At 45.9% G+C, this 22,898-nt stretch carries 21 protein-coding genes; 16 read left to right on the plus strand and 5 right to left on the minus strand.

Annotated elements, in window-relative coordinates; genetic code table 11:
- The first annotated feature begins 88 nt into the window (after positions 1-88).
- The gene (locus tag H569_RS0105545) at positions 89-2,239 is read left to right on the plus strand and encodes an acetate--CoA ligase family protein (protein ID WP_027364191.1); all 2,151 of its coding nucleotides are present in this window, start codon (positions 89-91) and stop codon (positions 2,237-2,239) included.
- A 248-nt stretch (positions 2,240-2,487) separates the two neighbouring features.
- Here the strand turns inward: H569_RS0105545 and H569_RS0105550 are convergent, their stop codons facing one another.
- Both H569_RS0105550 and H569_RS0105555 read right to left on the minus strand, forming a co-directional pair.
- Positions 2,488-2,688 (minus strand): hypothetical protein, encoded by a 201-nt coding sequence (locus H569_RS0105550; protein ID WP_027364192.1) that lies wholly within the window; start codon positions 2,686-2,688, stop codon positions 2,488-2,490.
- A 5-nt stretch (positions 2,689-2,693) separates the two neighbouring features.
- Positions 2,694-2,912 carry a hypothetical protein gene (locus H569_RS0105555; RefSeq protein WP_051273312.1) on the minus strand — a complete coding sequence of 73 codons (219 nt, stop codon included), beginning with the start codon at positions 2,910-2,912 and terminating at the stop codon, positions 2,694-2,696.
- A gap of 260 nt (positions 2,913-3,172) precedes the next feature.
- Here H569_RS0105555 and selA point away from each other — a divergent pair, with 260 nt between their 5' ends.
- From selA to H569_RS0105585, 6 genes are all read left to right on the plus strand, one after another.
- On the plus strand, positions 3,173-4,615 hold the full coding sequence (gene selA, locus H569_RS0105560; RefSeq protein ID WP_027364194.1) for an L-seryl-tRNA(Sec) selenium transferase: 1,443 nt from the start codon (positions 3,173-3,175) through the stop codon (positions 4,613-4,615).
- A complete protein-coding gene (gene selB / locus H569_RS0105565; RefSeq protein WP_027364195.1) occupies positions 4,612-6,531 on the plus strand; it encodes a selenocysteine-specific translation elongation factor in 1,920 nt (639 codons plus the stop codon). The genes selA and selB overlap by 4 nt, the downstream gene beginning before the upstream one ends.
- Before the next feature lie 24 nt (positions 6,532-6,555).
- A complete protein-coding gene (locus tag H569_RS19315; RefSeq protein WP_051273313.1) occupies positions 6,556-7,722 on the plus strand; it encodes a class I SAM-dependent methyltransferase in 1,167 nt (388 codons plus the stop codon).
- Positions 7,706-8,107, plus strand: a complete 402-nt coding sequence (lpdD, locus tag H569_RS19320; RefSeq protein ID WP_238492470.1) for a prenylated flavin chaperone LpdD — start codon at positions 7,706-7,708, stop codon at positions 8,105-8,107. The genes H569_RS19315 and lpdD overlap by 17 nt, the downstream gene beginning before the upstream one ends.
- Positions 8,108-8,147: 40 nt before the next feature.
- The gene (locus H569_RS22430; protein ID WP_157833466.1) at positions 8,148-8,321 is read left to right on the plus strand and encodes a hypothetical protein; all 174 of its coding nucleotides are present in this window, start codon (positions 8,148-8,150) and stop codon (positions 8,319-8,321) included.
- Between the two features lie 98 nt (positions 8,322-8,419).
- Positions 8,420-8,902, plus strand: a complete 483-nt coding sequence (locus H569_RS0105585; RefSeq protein ID WP_027364196.1) for a DUF456 domain-containing protein — start codon at positions 8,420-8,422, stop codon at positions 8,900-8,902.
- Positions 8,903-9,182: 280 nt separating this feature from the next.
- Here H569_RS0105585 and rnhA read toward each other — a convergent pair whose 3' ends face one another.
- Complete coding sequence (rnhA, locus tag H569_RS0105590; protein ID WP_027364197.1) at positions 9,183-9,653, minus strand: ribonuclease HI; 471 nt, start codon at positions 9,651-9,653, stop codon at positions 9,183-9,185.
- A gap of 279 nt (positions 9,654-9,932) precedes the next feature.
- Here rnhA and H569_RS0105595 point away from each other — a divergent pair, with 279 nt between their 5' ends.
- The 9 genes from H569_RS0105595 to H569_RS0105635 all read left to right on the plus strand — a co-directional run bounded on the left by H569_RS0105595 (position 9,933) and on the right by H569_RS0105635 (position 20,483).
- The gene (locus H569_RS0105595) at positions 9,933-11,024 is read left to right on the plus strand and encodes a BMP family ABC transporter substrate-binding protein (protein WP_114679259.1); all 1,092 of its coding nucleotides are present in this window, start codon (positions 9,933-9,935) and stop codon (positions 11,022-11,024) included.
- 69 nt (positions 11,025-11,093) lie between these two features.
- Positions 11,094-12,617 (plus strand): ABC transporter ATP-binding protein, encoded by a 1,524-nt coding sequence (locus H569_RS0105600; protein WP_027364199.1) that lies wholly within the window; start codon positions 11,094-11,096, stop codon positions 12,615-12,617.
- Positions 12,614-13,702, plus strand: a complete 1,089-nt coding sequence (locus tag H569_RS19325; protein ID WP_034629648.1) for an ABC transporter permease — start codon at positions 12,614-12,616, stop codon at positions 13,700-13,702. The genes H569_RS0105600 and H569_RS19325 overlap by 4 nt, the downstream gene beginning before the upstream one ends.
- On the plus strand, positions 13,699-14,631 hold the full coding sequence (locus tag H569_RS0105610) for an ABC transporter permease (RefSeq protein WP_027364200.1): 933 nt from the start codon (positions 13,699-13,701) through the stop codon (positions 14,629-14,631). Before H569_RS19325 ends, H569_RS0105610 begins: the two co-directional genes overlap by 4 nt.
- Before the next feature lie 86 nt (positions 14,632-14,717).
- Positions 14,718-15,290: a xanthine phosphoribosyltransferase gene (locus H569_RS0105615; protein ID WP_027364201.1), complete on the plus strand. Its 573-nt coding sequence runs from the start codon at positions 14,718-14,720 to the stop codon at positions 15,288-15,290.
- 157 nt (positions 15,291-15,447) lie between these two features.
- Entirely contained in the window at positions 15,448-18,288 is a 2,841-nt protein-coding gene (purL, locus tag H569_RS0105620; protein WP_027364202.1) for a phosphoribosylformylglycinamidine synthase subunit PurL, read from the plus strand.
- A complete protein-coding gene (purQ, locus tag H569_RS0105625; protein ID WP_027364203.1) occupies positions 18,285-19,067 on the plus strand; it encodes a phosphoribosylformylglycinamidine synthase I in 783 nt (260 codons plus the stop codon). The genes purL and purQ overlap by 4 nt, the downstream gene beginning before the upstream one ends.
- Before the next feature lie 157 nt (positions 19,068-19,224).
- On the plus strand, positions 19,225-19,683 hold the full coding sequence (locus H569_RS0105630; RefSeq protein WP_027364204.1) for an N-acetyltransferase: 459 nt from the start codon (positions 19,225-19,227) through the stop codon (positions 19,681-19,683).
- A 59-nt stretch (positions 19,684-19,742) separates the two neighbouring features.
- Complete coding sequence (locus H569_RS0105635; RefSeq protein WP_027364205.1) at positions 19,743-20,483, plus strand: thiamine pyrophosphate-dependent enzyme; 741 nt, start codon at positions 19,743-19,745, stop codon at positions 20,481-20,483.
- A 9-nt stretch (positions 20,484-20,492) separates the two neighbouring features.
- Here the strand turns inward: H569_RS0105635 and H569_RS0105640 are convergent, their stop codons facing one another.
- Positions 20,493-22,382, minus strand: a complete 1,890-nt coding sequence (locus H569_RS0105640; protein ID WP_027364206.1) for an NADH-ubiquinone oxidoreductase-F iron-sulfur binding region domain-containing protein — start codon at positions 22,380-22,382, stop codon at positions 20,493-20,495.
- Complete coding sequence (locus H569_RS0105645; protein ID WP_034629653.1) at positions 22,321-22,875, minus strand: NADH-quinone oxidoreductase subunit NuoE family protein; 555 nt, start codon at positions 22,873-22,875, stop codon at positions 22,321-22,323. The genes H569_RS0105640 and H569_RS0105645 overlap by 62 nt, the downstream gene beginning before the upstream one ends.
- Between the last annotated feature and the right edge of the window lie 23 nt (positions 22,876-22,898).

The following is a 22,898-nucleotide window of genomic DNA, read 5'->3' on the forward strand; positions in this document are numbered from 1 at the left end:
GTAAACAGATGTTAACAATATGGTTAATTTTATGATAGAATAAAAATGAAAGAGTGAACACTCATTCATTTTCAAGGAGGAGTTACAAATGGGGACAATAAATTTTGAACAAGAAATAAAAAGTCTTACACCACTTTTTCAACCTGAATCGCTGGCGATTATAGGCGCTTCTGAAAACCCCTCTAAGCCAAGTGGACAACCGCTTGTCTCCTTAATAAATGCAGGCTTTAAAGGCAAAATATATCCTATTAACCCCAAACACACCACCCTGTGTAATCTTCCCTGTTACCCTTCGCTCAAGGATGTTCCGGGTCCGGTTGACCTGGCCATAATAGCCGTTCCCGCAAAATTTACTCTCGGTGAATTGCAGCAATGCGCAGCCAAGGGAGTAAAGGGGGTAATTATATTTACATCGGGTTTTGCAGAAGTAGGACCGGAGGGCGCCAAACTCCAGTCAGAAATAACTGATCTGGCCAATAAAACAGGCATGCGCGTCTGCGGCCCCAACTGCATGGGAATCTTCAGCTCGCGCAACGCTCTTATGGCTAACTTTTCCGTAACAGAACTGCCGGAACGGGTTTTAGTCCCCGATTTTTTGGGTTTTATCAGCCAGAGCGGAGGATTTGGAACAGCCATTTACCAAATGATCAAAGATAAGGGCTATGGCTTCAGCCATTTCGTAAGTACCGGCAATGAAGCCGATGTTGATTTTTCTGAGTATATGGGCTTCATGGCCCAGGATAACTTTACCAGGGTTATTGGCGGTTACCTGGAAGGAGTAAAGGACGGTCAAAAGTTTATCACTGCGGCCGATATGGCCCTTAAAAATAATAAGCCCATCCTATTGATCAAAGCCGGACGTTACCCTGCAGCTGCCAAAGCTGCCGCATCCCATACCGGTGCACTGGTTGGCTCGGATAAAGTTTACAGCGCAGTTTTCAAACAAAAAGGTATTATTCGCATCGAAAGCCTTGAAGAATACCAGATTATATTGTCGATGCTTGCAAGCAATAAGTATCCCAAAGGGAAGAGAGTTGCAATTCTGGCTACTTCCGGGGGCAGCGGCGTGGCGCTGGCAGACAAATGTTCCTTTTACGGCCTGGAGGTTGGACCACTGCAAGCAGAAACCAGGGCTAAATTAGATAGTATCCTGCCGGATTTTGCTTCATCCGCCAACCCGGTTGACATAACTTCAGCTATATTAACCCAGCCCGGCTTATTGGAACAATGTGCGGAAATAGTAATTAATGATCCAGGAATCGACATGCTTATCGTAGCTTTTTGGGCGCTGCACGGTGACCGCAGCAACCTGGAACAAATGGTGCGGGTGAGTAAAAAAACAGACAAACCGGTCTTTAATATCGTGTGGGGACCGGAAGAGGCGGCCCTGCAAGCGCTGCATTTTTTGAATGATAATCTCATACCGGCCGCCAAGGAAGTTGATTTTGCCATCAGGTCACTTTCCGTACTGGCAGATTACAGTGAATTTAAAACTGCCCGCAATATTCAAACCAATGAGCACCAATCCGTACCAATACCGCTAAACGCCCAAAAAATAGCAGGAGAGATATTATATAACTTAAAGCCTGGCGCCAAGTTAACCGAATATGAAGCAAAACAGGTATTACGGGCTTACGGCATCAGCACCACCCGCGAAGTGCTGGCCCATACGGCAGAAGAAGCTGTTCAAGCCGCCAGGGAAATTGGTTACCCGGTGGTCATGAAAATTATTTCCCCGGACATTTTACACAAAACTGAAGCCGGCGGCGTAATATTAAATATTTCTTCCGACGAGGAAGTCATCGAAAGCTTCAATCAGATTATCTGGAATGCGCAAAAATACAATCAGAACGCGCTGGTGCAAGGTGTTCTGGTGCAGGAAATGTTAAGCGGCGGCATTGAAATTATCGTTGGTTCCGGTAAAGACCCGGTATTTGGCTCTACTGTAATCGCCGGCCTGGGGGGCATTTTTGTAGAGGTATTGGAAGATGTTGCACTGCGCGTAGCCCCTGTGTCCAATTTGGATGCCCAAGAAATGCTGGAAGAGTTAAAAGGCAAACAAATATTTGAGGGTGTGCGCGGTAAAGAACCCGTCGATAAAAAGGCGCTGGTTGAGGTTATTCAAAAGGTTTCCAGGCTGGTTGAAGATTTCCCCCAAATTGCCGAACTGGACATTAACCCAATGCTGCTTTTCCCCAAGGGTGCAGCGGCAGTGGATGCGTTAATCGTGCTGCAATAACTAGCCTTATCCACACAGAAAAATTGTTGTTAAGAAGGACAGTGGTCCCAGCTGTGCTCAGAACTTTCGCGCCGACAGCACCAACGTCTCGAATTGTTGGGGACAAATTGTTGGGTCAAATTGTTGGGGACACACCTCGTAAAGGTGTGTCCCCTTCCCTTAAACTCGCAACTAAAAAAAGAAATTCATATAGCATCAAAATGAGCGGCAATACAGATTGCTTCACTGCGCTCGCAATGACAGTTACGTTAAGGGGTGTCTCCTCTTTTAGTAATAAGAGCAGCAAAGTTGTCCTGTGACTGTGCGGCCATTTCGGCAGCTTTAAGCATTAGTTTCCTCATTTTCGGATCCTGAGTCTCGCCGGCGATCATCATAAACGTTTGCGCAGCCATTCTAGTGTCTTTTTCATAATCCTGCAGCATATCCATATCTGTAAATTTTTCGGTCATATCAATCACTCCTGAATAAAGTGCCGGTAGTATTCCTCGGCAATGTTTTCAAAATTTTCCAAGTTCTTATATTCGCTTTGAAAAATTTTTTGAATTTTCGGATCCGTAGCCAGGCCAGCAAAAAAATCGCATTTTCGCTTGGCTACCTGCGTTTCCGAGATTACCCGTTTGAGAAAAGCTGCGTCTTTAACTTCAGCCATTGTTTTCGGGTCCATTTCACGCATCGTTCCCACTCCTCGTATTTATGACTGTCATGGTTTATTATTCTGCTTTTCAGCACCAAAAATACCAAAACAGGTAATATTTTTTCCGTATGGTCGAATCAAAATACTTCTAAATATATGTACGAGGATGAAAAATAGGTACCGCTGTCAGGGCGATCCGTTGGTTTCCCGGAGCAAGCGTCGCACTGCTATAATAAAATATTTGCCTTATCCATACGGGCTGCCATATAATGTTTAAGATGATGATGCTGGAGGAAAAAATGTCCGGAAAAAATAATTATAACATGCTCAAGCAAATTCCCGCGGTTGACGAAATTTTGCAAAGAACGGAAGTCAAAGAACTTCAACAAAAAATCCCAAAGATTCTAGTTTTAGAGGCAGTGCGGGAGATTGCAGCCGAGATTAGACAAGATATTTTAATGGATCGCATTCAATCATTGCCGGAGAATAACCCGCGACAGTACCTGTTGGACTTAATCACAACCAGTGCAGCGGATAGGGCCAGGGAAAAGAACCGTCCCAACCTGCGCAGGGTTATCAACGCGACCGGTGTTGTACTGCATACCAACCTGGGGCGGGCAGTGCTCTCAGAACGAGCCTGCCAGGCTATTGAACAGGCTGCTTCGGGATATTCCAACCTTGAACTTGACCTGCAAACAGGGAAAAGAGGGTCACGTTATGCACCGGTAGAGAACCTATTGACAAGACTAACCGGGGCGGAATCTGCACTGGTTGTGAATAACAATGCGGCAGCTGTGCTGCTTGCACTCAGCACCATGGCCAAAGAAAAAGAAGTGATTGTTTCCAGAGGTCAGCTCGTTGAGATTGGTGGCTCTTTTCGGATTCCGGAAGTTATGGCCCAAAGCGGGGCTAAACTGGTGGAAGTAGGCGCAACCAATAAAACCCACCCAAGGGACTACAAAAACGCCGTAACTTCAGAAACAGCCCTTCTTTTACATGTACATACCAGCAACTACCGTGTTGTCGGGTTTACCAGGGAGACATCAGTAGCCGAGCTGGTCTCTATCGGGAAGGAGTTTCAGCTGCCGGTGATGTCGGACCTGGGCAGCGGGTCACTGATTGACCTTTCAACCTTTGGCCTGCCTGAAGAGCCAACTGTGCAGGAAACTGTCAAAGCAGGCTGTGACATTGTAACCTTTTCCGGCGACAAGCTTTTAGGCGGGCCCCAGGCGGGGATAATCGTGGGAAAAACAAAATACCTCGAAAAAATGAAAAAGAACCCTTTAACCCGTGCCATAAGAATTGATAAATTCACTGTCGCGGCACTTGAAGCCACATTAAGGGAATACCTTGAACCGGATAACGCAATTAAGAATATACCATCTTTGAAAATGTTATCTGCTAAAAAATCTGAGCATGAACAAAGAGCCCTGGCATTATGCCGAAAATTAACAGAAAAAGCAGGCCTGCGAGCAAGGTTTGAGCCGGTGGAAATATTCTCGGCAGTTGGCGGCGGTGCACTTCCAACAGCGGAATTACCTTTTTGGGCCATTGAAGTAGTTCCCTATGCCATTTCAGTCGCCGGCTTAGCCCAAAAACTGCGTGGTTCCGACCCGGCTGTTATTGGACGATTACAGGAAGATAAGCTAATTCTTGACCTTCGTACCGTTTTAAACGGCGAGGAAGAGGTGCTGGTGGATATCCTCTGTAGGGTGTTGGAACAGGGGGGAACTTCCGAATGAAACACATTATTATTGGCACAGCCGGCCACGTGGATCACGGCAAGACAGTTTTAGTCAAAGCGCTAACCGGCATTGATACCGACAGGCTCAAGGAAGAAAAAGAGCGCGGTATTTCTATTGAGCTGGGCTTTGCCTACATGAAACTGCCCAGCGGGTTAACAGCAGGCATAGTGGATGTACCCGGCCACGAAAGATTTATTAAAAACATGTTAGCCGGAGTCGGCGGAATAGACCTCGTCCTTTTGGTTGTTGCGGCGGATGAAGGAGTAATGCCGCAAACCAGGGAACACCTTGAAATTATTCAACTCCTGCAAATTGATAAAGGAGTTGTAGTCATTACCAAAAAGGATCTGGTTGACGATGAATGGCTTAAAATGATCTATGACGACACTAAAGAGTTTTTAACCAATACGGTATTGGAAAATGCCGATATTATTGCTGTCTCTGCAGTGACCGGAGAAGGTATGCCGGAATTAATAAAAGCTATTAACCAAATAGCAATAGGCATTGAAGGAAGAAAAACGACCGGCCCGGCCCGTTTGCCTGTTGACCGTGTATTTTCCGTAACCGGTTTCGGCACAGTGGCAACCGGTACTTTGATTTCAGGCCAAATTCAAATTGGTGAGAGCTTACAAATATATCCCGGCGAAACCGTTTCCCGGGTTAGAAATATGCATGTACATGGCAACAAAGTTGAACTGGCCGACTCAGGCCAGCGGGTGGCGGTTAACCTGTCCGGCATAGAAACTGATGATATCAAAAGGGGCAATGTGCTGGCGCTGCCCGGGAGCTTAAAACCTTCACACAGGTTGGATGTGAGCTTCAAATATCTTTCCAGCGCGCCCAAAGCTTTAAAACACAGGGCCAGGGTTAGGGTTTACTTGGGCACAGCTGAAATTTTAGGCAGAGTTATTTTACTTGACCGTGAAGAAATGCAACCGGGAGAACACGCCTATGTTCAATTACAACTTGAATCGCCTGTTGCAGCAGCCAGAAAAGACCATTTCGTCGTCAGGTCGTATTCGCCCATGCGCACCGTGGGCGGAGGAACGATTGTAGATCCTTTCCCCAATAAACATAAGCGTTATCGAAAAGAAATAATTGAAACCCTTGCCACTGCCGAAAAAGGCTCGGCGGCTGATTTGGTGGAACAATACTTAAATACAAAACCACAGCTGCACACCGTTTCCGGCCTGACCACCGCCATTGGCATGAGCAAAAACGATATGGCTATGGCCCTGACGAAACTAACGGGGGAAGGGCATTCGGTAAAGTTCGACTCTGAAGGAGAAGATTATTTTGTATCTGTTTTGGTGCTTAAACAGTGGGAAAACAGAATAATTTCAGCACTGGAGGATTACCACCGGAAATTCCCGCTGCGGGAAGGGTATCCCAAGGAGGAATTAAGATCACGATTTTTTTCTGCCTTAAACGCCAAACAATTTCAGATACTGTTAAACCATTTTGAGCAAAACCAAAAAATTTCCGGTATGGGACACAGTGTTGCAATTTTTGAGTACAAACCGTTACTATCTAAGGAAATGGACCAGGTTCTACATAAATTAGAAAACATTTATTTGACCAGCGAATTTCAACCCCCTGCCTGGAGCGAGGCAATTGCTCAAACCGGTATTAAACGCCCTGAGGAAAGCCAGGAATTTCTCAACTATCTATTTAGACAGGGTAAGCTGGTTAAAATAGCAGAAGGCATCTTTTTCCACCGCAAAGTTTTAGATCAGGCAATTTCAATTATTAAGGAACACTTCAAACAAAAGGAAGAACTTTCACTTGGCGAATTGAGAGACCTGCTGCACACTTCCCGTAAATATGCGCTGCCTTTGCTGGAATATACAGACCGGGAGAAAATAACGCGCCGGGTCGGCGATTTACGGGTCGCCGGTAAATTGTTGATTTGATAACACCATCAAGTGGAGGTACAAATGTCCGAGCTTGTTTCTTTAATCAAAGATGAAATTACCAATCAGGGTCCCATGACATTTGCAAGGTTTATGGAACTAGCCCTTTATCACCCGCTTTGGGGCTACTACTCAACCGCAACTACCATCGGGCCCCAGGGTGACTTTTATACCGTGCCCAATACAGGCGCTTTGTTTGGCAGCATGTTGTCCAGGCAGTTTTATGAAATGTGGTGTCTGTGCGACTGCCCAAAACAATGGTCTCTGGTGGAGTATGGGCCCGGAACCGGCACACTGGCTATGGACGTTTTAGATTCAATCAGGGAAAACCACAAAGATTTTTTTAAAGCCATTAATTACTATTTAATTGAAGCTAGCCCTCAGTTAAGGAAAAAGCAGCAGGCTGCACTGCTTCAATCGCATTACCGTGATAAGTGCAAATGGGTTAATGACATATCCGAAATAACACCTAAGGGAGAAATCACAGGATGTATCTATGGAAATGAATTGATCGACGCCTTTCCGGTTCACCTGTTGATTGCAGACGAAGGTGTATTAAATGAGTTGTATGTAGCTTATAACGGTACCGAATTACATTTTAAAAAAGGAACTCTTTCGGCGACTAAACTGGCAGATTACTTGGAGTTGCAAGATGTGCAATTAAAAAACGGGCAAAGAGCGGAAGTGAACCTGCAGGCCAAGGACTGGTTAAATAACGTCGCTGACAACCTGAAAAAAGGATTTATATTAATTATTGATTATGGTTTTACCACTCCGGAAATGTATTCGCCCCAACGTTTCAACGGAACATTGAGATGTTTTTATCGCCACCGCTTAAATGATGACCCGCTTATTAACATAGGGCATCAGGATATTACATCCAACGTAAATTTTTCCGTGCTCGCAGCCTGGGCCGGTGAAGCCGAATTAAATACCATAGGTCTTGTCACCCAGCCCGATTTCCTGTTAAACCTTGGGATATTGGATACACTCAAAGGACAAGAGGATTTTAACCTGACACCGGAAATGCAGAAAAAAAACTCGGCAATAAAGCAGCTGTTGCTGCCCGGCGGAATGGGCGGGATATTTAAAGTACTGGCTCTATCAAAAGGATTGGAAACACCGCCAAAACTGGCCGGATTTAGCGCCAGAAATATTTTGAAGAGGGTTGAACGTGATCAATTTATATAAGTCCAAAGCCGGCACTGCTTCATTTAGTATTGAAATAATGGTAACCCAAACATCATCCGGGGTTGTCGTTCAATTATTGGGTGGAGATAAACCTCATGTTGGGGCAACAGTAATCAGTCACCCGCGGCCCAGCATTGCTCTGGAGGGCCAAATAAGCTGCAATACCATAGTCATTCCCGAACTTGGCCATAAAGAAGATGAATTGGCCAAACCCCTGGCTGAAAGTATAGCAGTTACTTTGAATTCCACTGTTGTTATGATTGCGGGCATACACATCGATAACGCCAGTGATTTTGAAATCAATGAAATTAAAAAAATTTGCAAACAGCTTGTGGATGAGTTTTTAACCTTTGCCTGCAAAGGATTGCAAAACCAGGTAATATAGCTGTTTTAATGGGCAGAATAATGTCCAGGAGGTGATTGATTTGACCAAATCTTTTAGTTCCAGCAGCAGTTCCAGTTTTAGTTCAAGCTCCAGCGAACTCAAAACTGGCTGTAGCTCATCAAAATGCCCCAAAGATGACTTAGCTACAGGAATTACAGGAAGCGAGTCTGTTGATAGCTTGGATTCCAAAAACAGAGTAGAGGAAGATATATAATTTTAAGGGGCATTTGCCCCTTTTTTACTTGACCAGTCCGAACTGACCATATATAACATGTATAAACAGATACTATCGTTAAGCAGGGGGGATCTCTGTTGGCCATATTTGCCTTGATTCTGGCTATATTGTTTTTTATTGCCGGCTTGGCCGGCTCAGTGCTGCCGGTATTACCAGGCGCCATATTGATCTGGCTGGGTATGCTAATATATGGTATCCTGACCAAGTTCACCACACTTAATGCTCTATTTTTTGTAGGCCAGGGTTTAGCGGTTGCCACTACATATTCCGTGGATTATTTTGCCGGTATACTGGGAGTAAAAAGATTCGGAGGCTCTCGGGCTGCTGGCTACGGCAGCATTGCCGGCACAATTGTTGGTATGATATTTTGGGGACCTGCCGGCCTCATTTTTGGACCTTTTATTGGAGCTATCGCCGGAGAAATATTAAGCAACAAGCCTCTTGACAGGGCAATCCGCTCTGGGTGGGGCACTCTTATTGGCTTGTTTGGAGGAACAATTGCAAAATTAATTATAGAAATATTAATGATTATCTGGTTTTTCTGGGCTATTTACCATTAATCTTTTTCATCGAACTCCTCACCCAAAGGCCCGACCGCCTCATTTAGCTGGAAATCCGTAATATTTTTAATCTCCGCACCAAACTTTCACCTCTTACCGGCTATATTTTATATGAGTATCCACTTTAATTTACATCGTTTCGCCCATGTCATCGCGAGGAGTGAAACGACGTAATCCCACCTCAATAAATTTAACACCCAGCCATTTCAAATTATTATTTGAATTAAACCGACCCTTTATCCATTAGCATGGGTTATTTGGCCTTAATAATCCAGCTCATTCATTCCGGCTTATCACCAGGCACATCATCAAGACGCAAACCGTTCTTGATCGCGGAAACGGCCAGCTGGTCGCACCGGTTATTGTATTCGTTATCGGCATGTCCTTTAACCCATACCCAGCTGATCTGGTGTTTTTGCCGCAGTTCTAAAACTTTTTCCCACAAATCAATATTTTTGGCCCGCTCTTTATCATTTCTCATCCAGCCATTGGATTGCCATTTCAACACCCATCCCTTGGTTATGGCGTCAATGATATATTTACTATCGGAATAAACTGTTACCCGGCATGGTTCCTTTAAACTCTCCAGCCCTTTAATTACAGCCATTAATTCCATCCGGTTATTGGTCGTGTTTTCATAAGCACCGGAAATTTCCCTGGCGTAAGGGCCATATTTTAAAATCACCCCGTAGCCGCCGGGACCGGGGTTGCCACTGCAGGCACCGTCTGTGTATATCTCAACTTCCTTGATAAAAATCACCCCAATAGCCAAGTTTTAACCTTTGCCCGGTAATTTTATCATGACTGTTAATTAACGGCAATAATTTAGCTATAGCCTTACTTATGTTTTTTTTGTCGGAAGAGGCAGGATTTTATATGGAGAGAAAGAATAATTTTTAGGTATGTCAAACATCATTCCAGAACGGGAGGGATGTTACAAGATTTTTTATTTTATTTTTATTTTTTGGGGGAGGTACAATTGTTGAAAAAATTTAGTTCTAAAATTATTCTTGCTTTTGCTGCATTACTAATGGTTGCTCTATTGACAGCCGGCTGCGGCGGAAGCAAAACTGAAAACAAAACCGCAGGGCAATCCGGTGAACCGGAAAAGCTTAAAGTAGGTTTTGTTTACATCGGCCCGGTGGACGACAACGGCTGGACGACAGCCCACGACCAGGGTAGAAAATATTTGGAAGAGAAGCTTCCATATGTTGAAACCAGTTATGTGGAGAACGTCCCTGAAAACCCGGCCGATGCTGAGCGGGTAATTACCCAGCTGGCAGAGGAAGGCAATAAAGTTATTTTTACCACCAGCTTTGGTTACATGGATCCCACTATTAACGTGGCCAAGAAATATCCTGACGTTATTTTCTTGCACTGCTCCGGCTATAAAAATGACAAAAACGTTGCTGCCTATTTTGGCAGGATGTACCAGGCAAGGTACTTGTCCGGCATTGCTGCCGGAAAAGCTACCAAGAGCAACCTGATCGGCTATGTCGCAGCATTCCCGATTCCGGAAGTCATTCGCGGCATCAATGCTTTCACGCTTGGTGTACAGAAGGTTAACCCTGACGCAAAGGTAAAAGTAGTTTGGACCCATACCTGGATTGATGCCGCCGCTGAAAAGGACGCCGCAGTTGCGCTTCTTGACTCCGGCGCAGACGTAATCGCCCAGCACCAGGATTCCCCCGGACCCCAGCAGGCGGCTGAGGCAGTCGGTAAATTCGGGGTGGGCTATAACAGCGACATGGGCAAAATGGCTCCCAAAGCCGTTTTAACTTCGCCGGTTTGGAACTGGGGCCCCTTTTACGTACAAATAGTACAAGCCATCAAAGAAGGGAAATTTGACTCCACTCCCAAATGCGGGTCACTTACTTACTGGCCCGGTTTAAAAGACGGTATTATTGGACTGGCACCTTACGGCCCAATGGTTTCTGAAGAAACCAAGCAGCTGATTGAACAGGAAAAACAGCGGATCATCAGCGGAGAATGGGATGTTTTCACCGGCCCGATCAAAGACCAGCAAGGCCAGGTAAAAGTGCCGGATGGCCAGAAACTGAGCGACAACGACATGCTTAACATGGACTGGTTTGTCCAGGGAGTAGAAGGCTCTACCAAATAAATAAAAATTACGATACGGTTGCTGGCAGATGCACTGCCAGCAACCATTGCTAAGGGGCTTAAAGAAAGTATGAGTAATTCTTATTTAGTGGAATTAAAAAATATAACCAAAAAATTTCCCGGAGTTATTGCCAACGATAAAGTCAATTTTAATGTTAAAAAGGGTGAAATTCATGCCCTGCTGGGAGAAAACGGTTCGGGCAAAAGCACTTTAATGTCCATTTTATCAGGTCTCTACAGACCGGATGAAGGTGAGATAATTATAAACGGCACCCGAATGGTTTTTAAATCGCCCCGCCATGCCATAAGTGCGGGTATTGGCATGGTGCACCAGCATTTTAAGTTGATTGACTCCTTTTCAGTGGCTGAAAACGTAATCCTTGGCGATGACCGTATACCCAGAGTGCTCAATATGAAGGAAATTGAAAAAAACCTGGCGCAGCTTAGCTTGCGTTACGGATTACATATAAATCCTGCTTCGATGGTTTGGCAGCTTTCCGTAGGCGAAAAACAAAGAGTTGAAATAGTAAAAATGCTCTACCGCGGCTCTCAGGTGCTTATACTTGACGAGCCAACTGCTGTGCTGACACCGCAGGAGACAGATGAGCTTTTTAGAAACATCAAAGAAATGGCTAAATCCGGAAGAGGCATTGTGGTAATAACTCATAAATTGCATGAAGTTGAGCAAATAGCTGACCGCGTTACGGTTCTCCGCAAAGGTAATTCAGTGGCTACTTTGGAAAGAGACCAGATTAACCGGCAGGAATTAGCCCGGCTTATGGTCGGCCAGGAGATAACTACTCAATGTAAAAGAAATACCCGGCCCGGCACCCAAAAAGTGCTTGAACTCCAGAATGTAAGCTGCCTAAACGACCTGGGACTTTCCGGTTTAAAAAATATAACTTTTGAAGTGCACAGTGGTGAAATTTTCGGCATTGCCGGGGTAGCAGGAAATGGGCAAAGGGAACTGGCCGAGGTTATTTACGGGCTTCGTAAAATTAACTCGGGAAGTATTTTAGTTAACGGCACCAACATAACCGGTTACTCACCCCGGCAAATGATTGACTGCGGTGTAGCCCTTGTACCGGAAGATCGCCTGGGCACGGGACTTATACCCAATCTTGGCACCATAGACAACTTGATCCTAAAGGATTACCGTAAAGAAAAAATGAATCGGGGCCCTTTTATTAACTGGCAAAAAGCTAAACAAAAAGTTAGTCGTTTGGTGGACAGTTTTGAAGTTAAAGTAAGCAGCCTGGAGGCCCCTGTAAAACTGCTTTCGGGTGGAAATTTGCAAAGACTGCTGCTGGCCAGGGAAATTTCTTCAAAACCGCAATTGTTAATAGCTGTTTATCCTGTTAGAGGACTGGATATTAAGGCCACCGAAGCGATCCATGAATTGCTTATGGGACAGCGAGAAAAAGGGACGGCAATTCTCTTGATCTCCGAGGATCTTGATGAAATTTGTAAACTTAGCGACCGCATCGGCGTCCTTAGTAATGGAAGTATTACCGGAATTATTTCTTCTGATCAGGCAGACATAAATGAAATTGGGTTATTGATGATGGGTGAAACAGGAGCAGAAGCCATATGATCTTATCAAGTTACACCATAGAAAAGCGGTTGGCGCCATCTTCTACAGCTTTTATTTTTATTCCCGTTTTATCTATTGTTTTGGCCCTTATATTTGGAGCTGTATTTTTAAATCTATCCGGTTTCAATTTTATCGAAATATATACAAAAATGTTCACAGGTGCGTTTGGATCTTACTATGGTCTTACTGAAACCATAGTAAGATCGATACCCTTAACCATAACCGGTTTGGGCGTAGCACTGGCATTTCGCATGCAATTATGGAACATCGGGGGCGAAGGACAGCTATACATGGGCGCATTTGCCGCCACCTGGGTAGCTTTAAGCTTTCCCAGTGGCAGTGCCTGGTGGCTATTGCCTGCTATGGTGCTTCTGAGCATGCTTGCCGGAGGTTTATGGGCACTATTACCGGCCATCCCCAAAGCATTATGGGGTGTTAATGAAATAATAACAACTTTAATGCTGAACTATGTGGCTATATTTTGGGTGGACTACCTGGTCTACGGTCCGTGGAAAGACCCCAACGGGTTTAATTTTCCGCTTACCGCCCAGTTCGGCCCCGGCGCGATTTTACCGGCACTGGGAAATTCACGAATTCATGCCGGCTTATTCTTTGGCATTATACTGGCTGTTTTGTTCTATATTGTTATTTACCATACCCGCTGGGGTTATGAAATCAGGGTTACCGGTGAAAACCCCAATTCTGCCAAATATGCCGGTATGAACACATTAAAAAATATTATTCTGGTGATGGTTGTAAGCGGTGCCGTATGTGGCCTCGCGGGAATGTCGGAAGTGTCGGGCATTGGGGGCAGGCTTCAGCACGGCCTCAGCCCGGGCTATGGATTTACAGCGATAATCGTGGCCTGGCTAAGCAGGTTAAACCCATTTGCCATCATTATTGTGTCGTTCCTCCTGGGTGGTTTACAAGTTGGCGGTTATATTGTTCAAACCAGCGGAATTCCTTCTTCAATGGTTTCCATGCTACAGGGCATGCTTCTCTTTTTCGTTTTGGGGGGCGAACTGCTAACGAACTACAGGATATCGAAAACACCGGTAACTATGTCTGGAGTTGATAACAGGTGAACCACGATATTTTTATAGCCATACTTGCCACAGCTGTTACAGCAGGTACGCCAATTCTCTATGCAGCACTGGGGGAGATTTTAACTGAACGGGCCGGCATTTTGAACCTGGGCGTTGAAGGGATGATGCTGGTAGGGGCAGTTTGTGGATTTATCATTGCTCTAAATACAGCCAACCCGTGGTATGGAATCTTAATTGCAATGCTGGCAGGAGGTGCCGTTGCTTTAATTCACGCCCTGCTCACAATTACATTAAAAGCTAATCAGGTCGTCAGCGGACTTGCCCTGACCATGTTTGGCACCGGCCTGAGCGGCTATATCGGCAAATCTTATGTTGGCATGCCGCTGCCTGCACCATTCCATAAAATAGCTTTACCTGGGTTAAGCAACATACCGGTTATAGGACCTGTATTTTTTAACCAGGATCCTATGGTCTACCTGAGCTATATTTTAGTGGCAGCGCTATGGTTTTTAACCTTCAAGACCCGTTCAGGACTACACCTCCGGGCCGTTGGCGAAAACCCCGCGGCAGCCGACTCAATGGGTGTCAACGCTTTTCAAATCCGGTATATTTACGTTGTAATAGGAGGCATGTTGGCAGGTATAGGGGGAGCCTATCTTTCCCTTTACTATGTGCCTAGCTGGATGGAGAATATAACGGCAGGCAGAGGTTGGATAGCGGTTGCGCTGGTTATATTCGCCACCTGGAACCCCGTAAACGCGCTTTGGGGCTCTTATTTATTCGGCGGCATAGATGCGCTGGGATTTCGTCTTCAGACCTTAAATGTAAATGTATCACCTTATTTTTTGAAAATGCTTCCATACATATTTACTGTTGTGGTGCTGGTACTGGTCACCAAGCGGAATATGGTCAAACGAATCGGCTCACCGCAAGCGTTGGGTTTACCATACGACCGGGAAGAAAGATAGCGGCAAAGGTCAGGGGACACACCTCCTTTTAAAGGTATTGCTTCTTGGTCGGAGGCATGTCCCCAAATATAAGGGGGTTCTTAACTTTGCAGAAATTAAAAGAAAAGATCCTGTCGGAAGGGCAGGTACTATCAGATAAGATACTAAAAGTTGACTCTTTTTTAAATCACCAGGTTGACCCGGATTTTGCAATGGAGCTGGGAAACGAACTGGCAAGCAGGTTTACAAAGGACAGAGTAACAAAGGTGCTAACTGTTGAGGCGTCGGGTATTGCAGTTGCCCTGACCACTGGATTGGAATTAAAGGTGCCTGTTGTTTTTGCCAAGAAGAAAAAGGCCGCAACGCAGGAACCGTGCTCATATTGCAGTAATATTTTCTCTTTCACCAAGCAGGAATCAGTGGATATTTATGTTAACAGCAAATTTATTACTAAAAACGACCGTATCCTGATAGTTGATGATTTTTTAGCCCAGGGGGAAGCCCTCAGGGGAATGATCGAAATAACAGAGCAGGCCGGAGCCACCTTGGTCGGCGTGGGCATAGTTATCGAAAAGGTTTTTCAGGGTGGGGGCAAAGCGTTGCGTGAAATGGGTATAAGGATTGAGTCGCTGGCGCCAATTCAATCGCTTGCCGGCGGCAGGGTGCAATTTTTAGAATAGCCCTCATTCCACAGTCAGGTCCGGCACAAGATTAAGATATAAGTTGTCTTTTATGATCAGATATTATAAAATAATTAGGTAATTATAAAGGTGTTTTCGGCCCTTGAACCGGCCGGAAATTTTTATTTTTTGAAGGAAAATGATCGGGGGTGGATCAATGGCAGTTCAGGAAGTACGTGTTATGAACCTGCCCCAGCTTGGTGATTCAAGGGGTAAAAGCTTGTTATATGAAATACGGACAGCTTTAAATATTACCTGTATCAATAAGGTTTTAACAGCCAAAGTATACCGGCTCGAGGGCATTTCAGCAGAAGATGCCGATTTTTTGGCACGCGAGCTGCTATTTGAACAGGTTTTTCAGGTTTACTCAGTCAACGAGCCAATTATTAAAGATTCCGATGAGCTGGTGGAAGTCGCTTATAAACCGGGAGTTATGAACCCTGAGGTAGCTTCTATTTTAAAGGCGGCGGCAGACCTGGGCGTAACAGGGCTTTTAGCGGCTGATTCAAGCCATGAATACGGTTTTTACGGTTCCTTTTCCAAAAAAGAATTAAATAAAATTTTATCGAGACTTTTAGTTAATGAAACAGTGGAGCGAGTTATTATAGAAAAACCTGCAACTTTACTAATTGAGGGGCAGGCCGGAAGTACAGAAATCGTTCCAATCAGGTTTATGGACGACGAATTGTTAATGAAATTAAGCAAGGACAAGCTTTTTTTAAACCTTGAAGAAATGAGGACTATTGCTGCTTACTTTAAGCAAATAGGCCGCGACCCCACTGATTGTGAAATTGAAACCCTAGCCCAAACCTGGTCGGAGCACTGCGGGCATAAAACTTTTAAGTCAAAGCTCATTGTTAACGGCCAGACCAAGCAACCATTGTTAAAAAGATTACAGGAATCTACCGCCAACGCCAATCACCCGCTGGTTTTATCCGCTTTTAAGGACAATTCCGGTGTAATTGCTTTCTATGATGGCCTTGCACTTTGCGGCAAGGTTGAAACCCATAATTCGCCATCCGCTATTGAACCCTATGGCGGCGCGATGACAGGAAGCGGCGGAGTTTTCAGGGATATTATGGGGACAGGTAAAGGCGCAAAGGTAATAGCATCAACGGACATGTTTTGTTTTGCACCGCCTGATACTCCCCAGGAAGACATTCCCGCCGGCTGCCTGCATCCAGGCTATCTTTTCAGGCGCGTAGTCGCCGGCGTGCGGGATTACGGAAACCGCATGGGTATACCCACCAATAACGGCTCTGTTCACTTCCACCGTGACTTCAGGGCCAAACCAACCATCATTGTTGGAGCCTACGGTATTATGCCCGCCGGCGCAGCCCAAAAAGGCAGCCCGTTAGCCGGCGACATAGCCGTAATATTAGGCGGTAGAACCGGCAAAGACGGGATTCACGGGGCAACCTTTTCCAGCGGTGAAATGACGCACCGCACCATGAATGTAAACTCCAGCGCTGTCCAGATCGGTAACGCCATTGAAGAAAAACGTCTTAGTGACGCGCTGCTGATAGCACGGGACGAGGATCTGATCAGAGCTATCACGGATTGTGGCGCCGGCGGGTTTGCCTCAGCTTTTGGTGAAATGGGACAGGATATTGGAGTAGAGATCCAACTCGATAGAGCCCCCTTAAAGTATTCCGGGCTGGCACCCTGGGAAATCTGGCTTTCCGAAAGCCAGGAAAGAATGGCACTGGCCGTTCCTCCCGAAAAACTGGACCGTCTTCTGCAAATATGCCGTGATCACAATGTTGAAGCCACCGCTATAGGCAAATTTACAGGCAGCGGCAAATTGGAAGTTTTCTATGGCGATAAGTGCGTATGCAATCTTGATATGGACTTTTTGCACAACGGTCTGCCGAACCGCACAATGATCGCCAAACGGAAAAAACTAAACCGGGAAACCAAGGAACCCTGCTGTCCTGCTGCAAACTGGGCTGCGGTATGTACGGAGATGATGCGGCACCTTAATGTTTGCTCCAAGGAACCAATCGTTAGGGTTTACGACCACGGCGTACAGGGGAGTAATGTACTGCCTCCTTTTGCCGGGGTTACCGGCAAAGCGCCCAATGACGCTGTAGTCCTTGCCCCGGTATTGGGGAAAAAATATGGCGCAGTAATAGCTCACGGAATGAACCCCGTGTTAAACACCATTGACCCTTATGCCGGAAGTATCTGGGCTGCAACCGAAGCTGTATCCAACGCCGTAGCTGTCGGCGCCAACCCGGATGATTTGGTTTTAATTGATAATTTTATTTGGCCTTATCCCGATGAGGAGTCCTTATACGACCTTGACAGGGCGGTTGACGCCTGCACAGATTTCGTTCAGGCTACCGGCATGCCATTTATCTCCGGGAAAGACAGCCTGAGCAGCACTTACCGGTCCGCTGACGGGTCTGTGATAAAAATACCTCCTGTATTATGCGTCTCCTGCTTTGGCCGGATCAACGACATTACAACAACAATATCATCTGATTTTAAAAACGTTAACGGCAGGATATATCTGGTTGGCCGGCGCGATATCAAGCAAATGGGAGGTTCAACCTACTTCGATATCACTGATTCCTTTAGCCCGGACGTACCACTGGTGGACGTTAAACAATTCAGGCAAACCATAGCATCTCTGCATCAAGCCTGCACCAGCGGGGCTGTACAAAGCTGTCATGACATCAGCGAAGGTGGGCTTTTAGCAGCGCTTGCAGAGATGTGCTTCGGCGGCAATATGGGCATATCAATTGATATTCCAGGCGACAACCGGGCCGATTACTTTTTATTCAACGAAACCGCGGGCTGTTTCATCGTAGAATTAACCAGCGGCGCCAACCCGGAAGAAGTATTTAAAGAAACCCGCTTCCTACAATTGGGGCATACCACTACACAACTTGACTTTACGGTAAACCAGGATGGGAAAAAATTGTTTGAGGTTAACCTTGGACTACTATTTGAAGCCTGGCAGAAACCGATGAAGGAGGTGTTTGGCGCTTGAAACCACGGGTTTGCATCATCAGAACAGATGGAACCAATTGCGATTTGGAAACTGCCTACGCCTTTGAAAAAGCAGGCGGGAATTGCGCACTGGTACACATCAACCAATTAAGAAGCGGAACAGAGAAACTTGATGATTATCAGATCATGGCCATTCCCGGCGGTTTCTCCTATGGTGACGATATTCACTCAGGGAAAATTTTATCGGTTGAACTGACATCGTTTTTAAAAGAGCAGCTGAGCAAATTTGTTAGTGACGGGAAGCCTGTTCTAGGCATTTGTAACGGTTTTCAGGTTCTGGTTCGCACAGGCTTGCTGCCCTGGAACGAACTTGGCACGATCCGGGCCACTTTAATGCATAATGACAGCGGGCATTTCGAGTGCCGGTGGGTTAGTTTATTACTGGAAGAGACAAATTGCATTTTTACCCAAGGGATGGGTGGTATACTTGTAGAGTACCAGGTAGCCCACGGCGAGGGAAAATTTTACGCCAGCGAACAGGATTTAATGGAAATTGAGCAGTCAGGGCAAGTGGTATTTAGATATGCCGACCCTGTGCAGCAAAAACAGACCATGCAATACCCTCATAATCCCAACGGCTCACTGCATGCCATCGCCGGCATCTGTGACATGACCGGGAGGGTGCTTGGCCTGATGCCGCACCCGGAAAGATTCGTCGAGTTTTACCACCATCCCAACTGGAGGCGCCGAAAGTTCAGCGAGCCGCACGGAATCAGCTTATTCCGAAACGCTGTAAACTATGCAATAAAAAACTTATGATATATTAATTCTAGGCCTGTTGGAATGTCCCCCAATAATGCTTTGAGATTGCTTCGCTGCACTCGCAATGACAAATTATGATATTGGTAACAATACTTCAACACCAAAGCACGACCAAAACAGAAAGTGTGACCCATGTAAAGGCAGGTAGATTGTTTTGTTATTTCGCAAAGCCAAAATTTCTGATATTGAAACCATCCACAAATTGATCACTTATTTTGCCGAAAAAGATCTAATGCTGGCGCGTTCCCGTTCATCCTTGTACGAATGTTTAAGGGAATTTACAGTAGCCGAGATTAATTCGGAAATTGTCGGGGTAGGATCATTACACATTATTTGGGAAGACCTTGCTGAAATTCGAGCTCTTGCCGTGGACGAAAAATACCAGAAACTGGGCATAGGTCGCGGCCTTGTGGAAGCTTTTCTGGCTGAGGCAATTGATCTTGAAATACCCAATATTTTTGCCTTAACCTACCAGGCTCCTTTTTTCGAAAGATGCGGTTTTAGTATCATAGACAAGGAAGACCTCCCCCAAAAGGTATGGAAAGAATGTATTAATTGTCCCAAGTTCCCCAAATGTGAAGAGGTGGCTGTATTTAAAGTGCTGAAAATATGAATAGCAGGGGCATTACCGGGTGATATTTAAAAGGATGAACCAATAAAGGAGGAGAAAAAATGCCTCAACCGGTAATGCCCCGCTGCTGGCAGGTGGAAACCAAGCCACACAAATTTTGCCCAGGCTGCGGCCACGGGCTGGTATTAAAAGCGCTGGGAGAAGCTATAGACGAACTGGATATCCAGGAACGCACCGTGTTTGGCTGCGATATTGGGTGCTCATTATTGTCATGGGATTTTTTTAATATCGACAGTGTGCAAACCCACCACGGCCGGACAACCCCGGTGGTGACCGGAATCAAAAGGGCCAACCCGGAGCTGATAACCATAGCCTATATGGGTGACGGGGGCGGTTATGCCATAGGTTCCCAACACCTGGTCAACGCCGCTGCCCGCAATGAAAATATTACGGTAATTCTGGCCAATAACACTGTTTATGCCATGACCGGCGGGCAAATGGCGCCGACCACCATGCCCCGGCAAAAGACTGAAACCAGCCCTTATGGCAGAGACCCTGCATTAACCGGGCCTCCCATGCAGGGGCCGGAAATGGTTGCGGCGATAACCGGGGCAAATTCATACGTTGCGCGGGGAACGGTAGCCAATTTGAGGCAGCTAAAGGGTTATCTTAAAAAAGCTCTGGTAAATCAAATGGAAGGTAAAGGTTTTTCTTTTGTGGAAGCACTGTCTGCATGCCCCACCAACTGGCGGACCAATGCCGAAGAAACCTGGAGATTTGTAGAACAGGATATGGTTAAATTCTTCAAAGTGGGAGAAATTAAAAACCCTGCTTCCGCGTAAAAAAGCAGGTTAAGAAGCATAAATAGCACCCTTGGGACAGCGGGCCTCACAGGACCCGCACTTTAAACATTTTTGCCGGTCGATAAAATATGGCCGGCCTTTTTGTTCGCCTTTAATTGCATCAGCAACACAAGCCTTGGCACAAAGCCCGCAGGATACACATTTTTCCTCATCTATGGTGTAATCCAGCAGAGCCCGGCACACCCCGGCGGGACACTTTTTATCTTTAATATGGGCAATATATTCGTCTCTAAAATAGTGGAGGGTGGATAACACCGGGTTAGGGGCTGTCATGCCAAGCCCGCAAAGTGAAGCGTCCTTGATTTCTGACCCTAATTCCTCAAGCGTTTCCAGGTCCTCCATTTGACCTTTACCTTTAGTTATGCGCTCCAGTATCTCAAGCATCCGCTTGGTGCCAACCCGGCAAGGGGTGCACTGGCCACAAGACTCATCCTGGCTGAAATGCAGGTAGAACCTGGCAATATCAACCATACAATCTGTTTCATCCATTACAATCAGGCCGCCTGATCCCATCATTGAGCCTTTTTCCTTCAATGACTCGTAATCAATAGGTGTATCCAATAATTCCGCTGGAATACATCCTCCCGACGGGCCGCCCGTCTGGACCGCCTTGAACTTCCCGCCCCGGGGGATACCCCCGCCGATATCGAACACAATGGTACGCAGCGTCGTACCCATGGGAACTTCAATTAAGCCCGTGTTATTCACCTTTCCGGCCAGCGAAAAAACTTTGGTCCCTTTGCTCCCCTGCGTCCCAATAGAAGAATACCATTCCGGCCCGTAACGCAGTATTAATGGAATATTGGCAAAGGTTTCAACATTATTTAATAATGTAGGCATACCCCACAAACCGCACTGTGCGGGATAAGGGGGACGGGGGCCCGGTTCACCGCGCAGGCCTGCCGCAGAGCGAAGCAGGGCGGTCTCCTCCCCGCAAACAAACGCTCCCGCGCCTAAACGCAAATCCAGGTCGAAATCAAACCCTGAGCCCAAAATATTTGGTCCCAAAAGTCCATGAGCCCTGGCCTGGTCTACGGCCTTTTCCAGCCTGTCTACCGCAATCGGATATTCAGCCCTGACATAAATATAACCTTGTTGCGCTCCAATGCAGTAGCCGGCTATGGTCATAGCTTCAATTACACTATGCGGGTCACCTTCCAGTATGCTCCGGTCCATAAAAGCGCCAGGGTCACCCTCATCGGCATTGCACACTACATATTTTTTAGCGCCATCAGCCGCGGCCGCTATAGACCATTTCTTACCCACGGGAAAACCGCCGCCACCCCGTCCCCTTAAGCCGGATGCTTCAATTGAATTGATTACATCTTCCGGGGTCCTGTTCAATAACACATCAGCCAGCGCAAAATATCCATCAACGGCTATATATTCGGCTATATCCTCCGGATTAATCAAGCCGCAATTTCTTAACACCACCCGGTTTTGGGCTTGAAAAAAGTGAATATCTGATTTTTGTTTTACCCTCTCACCTGTTTGTTTATCCCTGTAAAGCAGCCTGTCTACGACAGTTCCCGCTTTTAAATGCTTTTCTACAATTTCCTGAACATCTTCTTGCTCAACCAGGCAGTAGAACACATTTCCAGGATGAACATTAATTATCGGCCCCATTTTACAAAAGCCGGAGCACCCGGTTTTAATTATTTTGACTTGATGACTGAGCTTTGTTTTCTTAATATGTGTTTCCAGCTCTCTAAACAAATTCAGGCTGTCGGAGGAAGTGCATCCGGTCCCGGCGCAAACAAGCACGTGCTTTTTAACATTTTGTGGATCACCTTCCGGTAATCCACCTGTCCTAATTTTAATATCCTGCAGGTGGCTGTTCCTGATACTTTCCAGGTACTTCAGCGTATTTATCAACAGGCTTCACCTCCGCAAATTTTTTGCACGCCCTCAATAGCTTTGGCACATCTTTTCTAGTTACCTTACCGTGTACATCATCATTAATGGTCAGCACCGGCGCCAGACCGCAGGCCCCGATACACCTGGTGCTTTTCACGGTAAAAAGCCCGTCTTCAGTGGTACTGTTCTCATTTAAGTTCAACAATGACCTGAGGTCGTCCAATATATTTTGCGCACCCTGCACGTAACACGCCGTACCGGTGCATACATTTATGGTAAACTTCCCTTTTGGTTCAGTTGTAAATAAAGAGTAAAACGTAACCACACCATTTACTTCGCTAACAGGAATACCCATCTTACCCGCGATATAAGTCTGAACTTCTTCCGGCAAGTAGCCGAAAATATCTTGTGCGCCTTGTAAAACCTTGATTAACTGCCCTTTTTCTTCTGAATAATCACCTATAAGCCTGTCCAGCGCGATAAATTTTTCATTATGATCATTAATATCTTTCATGAATATCACCTCTTTAATTTGGC

The organism is Desulfotruncus alcoholivorax DSM 16058, assembly GCF_000430885.1.
GTDB classification, from domain to species: domain Bacteria; phylum Bacillota; class Desulfotomaculia; order Desulfotomaculales; family Desulfallaceae; genus Desulfotruncus; species Desulfotruncus alcoholivorax.

Excerpts from the sequence above, each read along its gene's own strand:
- H569_RS0105545 (WP_027364191.1), top strand. The coding sequence starts at position 89 with ATGGGGACAATAAATTTTGAACAAGAAATAAAAAGTCTTACACCACTT.
- H569_RS0105550 (WP_027364192.1), bottom strand. The coding sequence starts at position 2,688 with ATGACCGAAAAATTTACAGATATGGATATGCTGCAGGATTATGAAAAA.
- H569_RS0105555 (WP_051273312.1), bottom strand. The coding sequence starts at position 2,912 with ATGCGTGAAATGGACCCGAAAACAATGGCTGAAGTTAAAGACGCAGCT.
- selA (WP_027364194.1), top strand. The coding sequence starts at position 3,173 with ATGTCCGGAAAAAATAATTATAACATGCTCAAGCAAATTCCCGCGGTT.
- selB (WP_027364195.1), top strand. The coding sequence starts at position 4,612 with ATGAAACACATTATTATTGGCACAGCCGGCCACGTGGATCACGGCAAG.
- H569_RS19315 (WP_051273313.1), top strand. The coding sequence starts at position 6,556 with ATGTCCGAGCTTGTTTCTTTAATCAAAGATGAAATTACCAATCAGGGT.
- H569_RS0105595 (WP_114679259.1), top strand. The coding sequence starts at position 9,933 with ATGGTTGCTCTATTGACAGCCGGCTGCGGCGGAAGCAAAACTGAAAAC.
- H569_RS0105600 (WP_027364199.1), top strand. The coding sequence starts at position 11,094 with ATGAGTAATTCTTATTTAGTGGAATTAAAAAATATAACCAAAAAATTT.
- H569_RS19325 (WP_034629648.1), top strand. The coding sequence starts at position 12,614 with ATGATCTTATCAAGTTACACCATAGAAAAGCGGTTGGCGCCATCTTCT.
- purL (WP_027364202.1), top strand. The coding sequence starts at position 15,448 with ATGGCAGTTCAGGAAGTACGTGTTATGAACCTGCCCCAGCTTGGTGAT.
- H569_RS0105635 (WP_027364205.1), top strand. The coding sequence starts at position 19,743 with ATGCCTCAACCGGTAATGCCCCGCTGCTGGCAGGTGGAAACCAAGCCA.
- H569_RS0105645 (WP_034629653.1), bottom strand. The coding sequence starts at position 22,875 with ATGAAAGATATTAATGATCATAATGAAAAATTTATCGCGCTGGACAGG.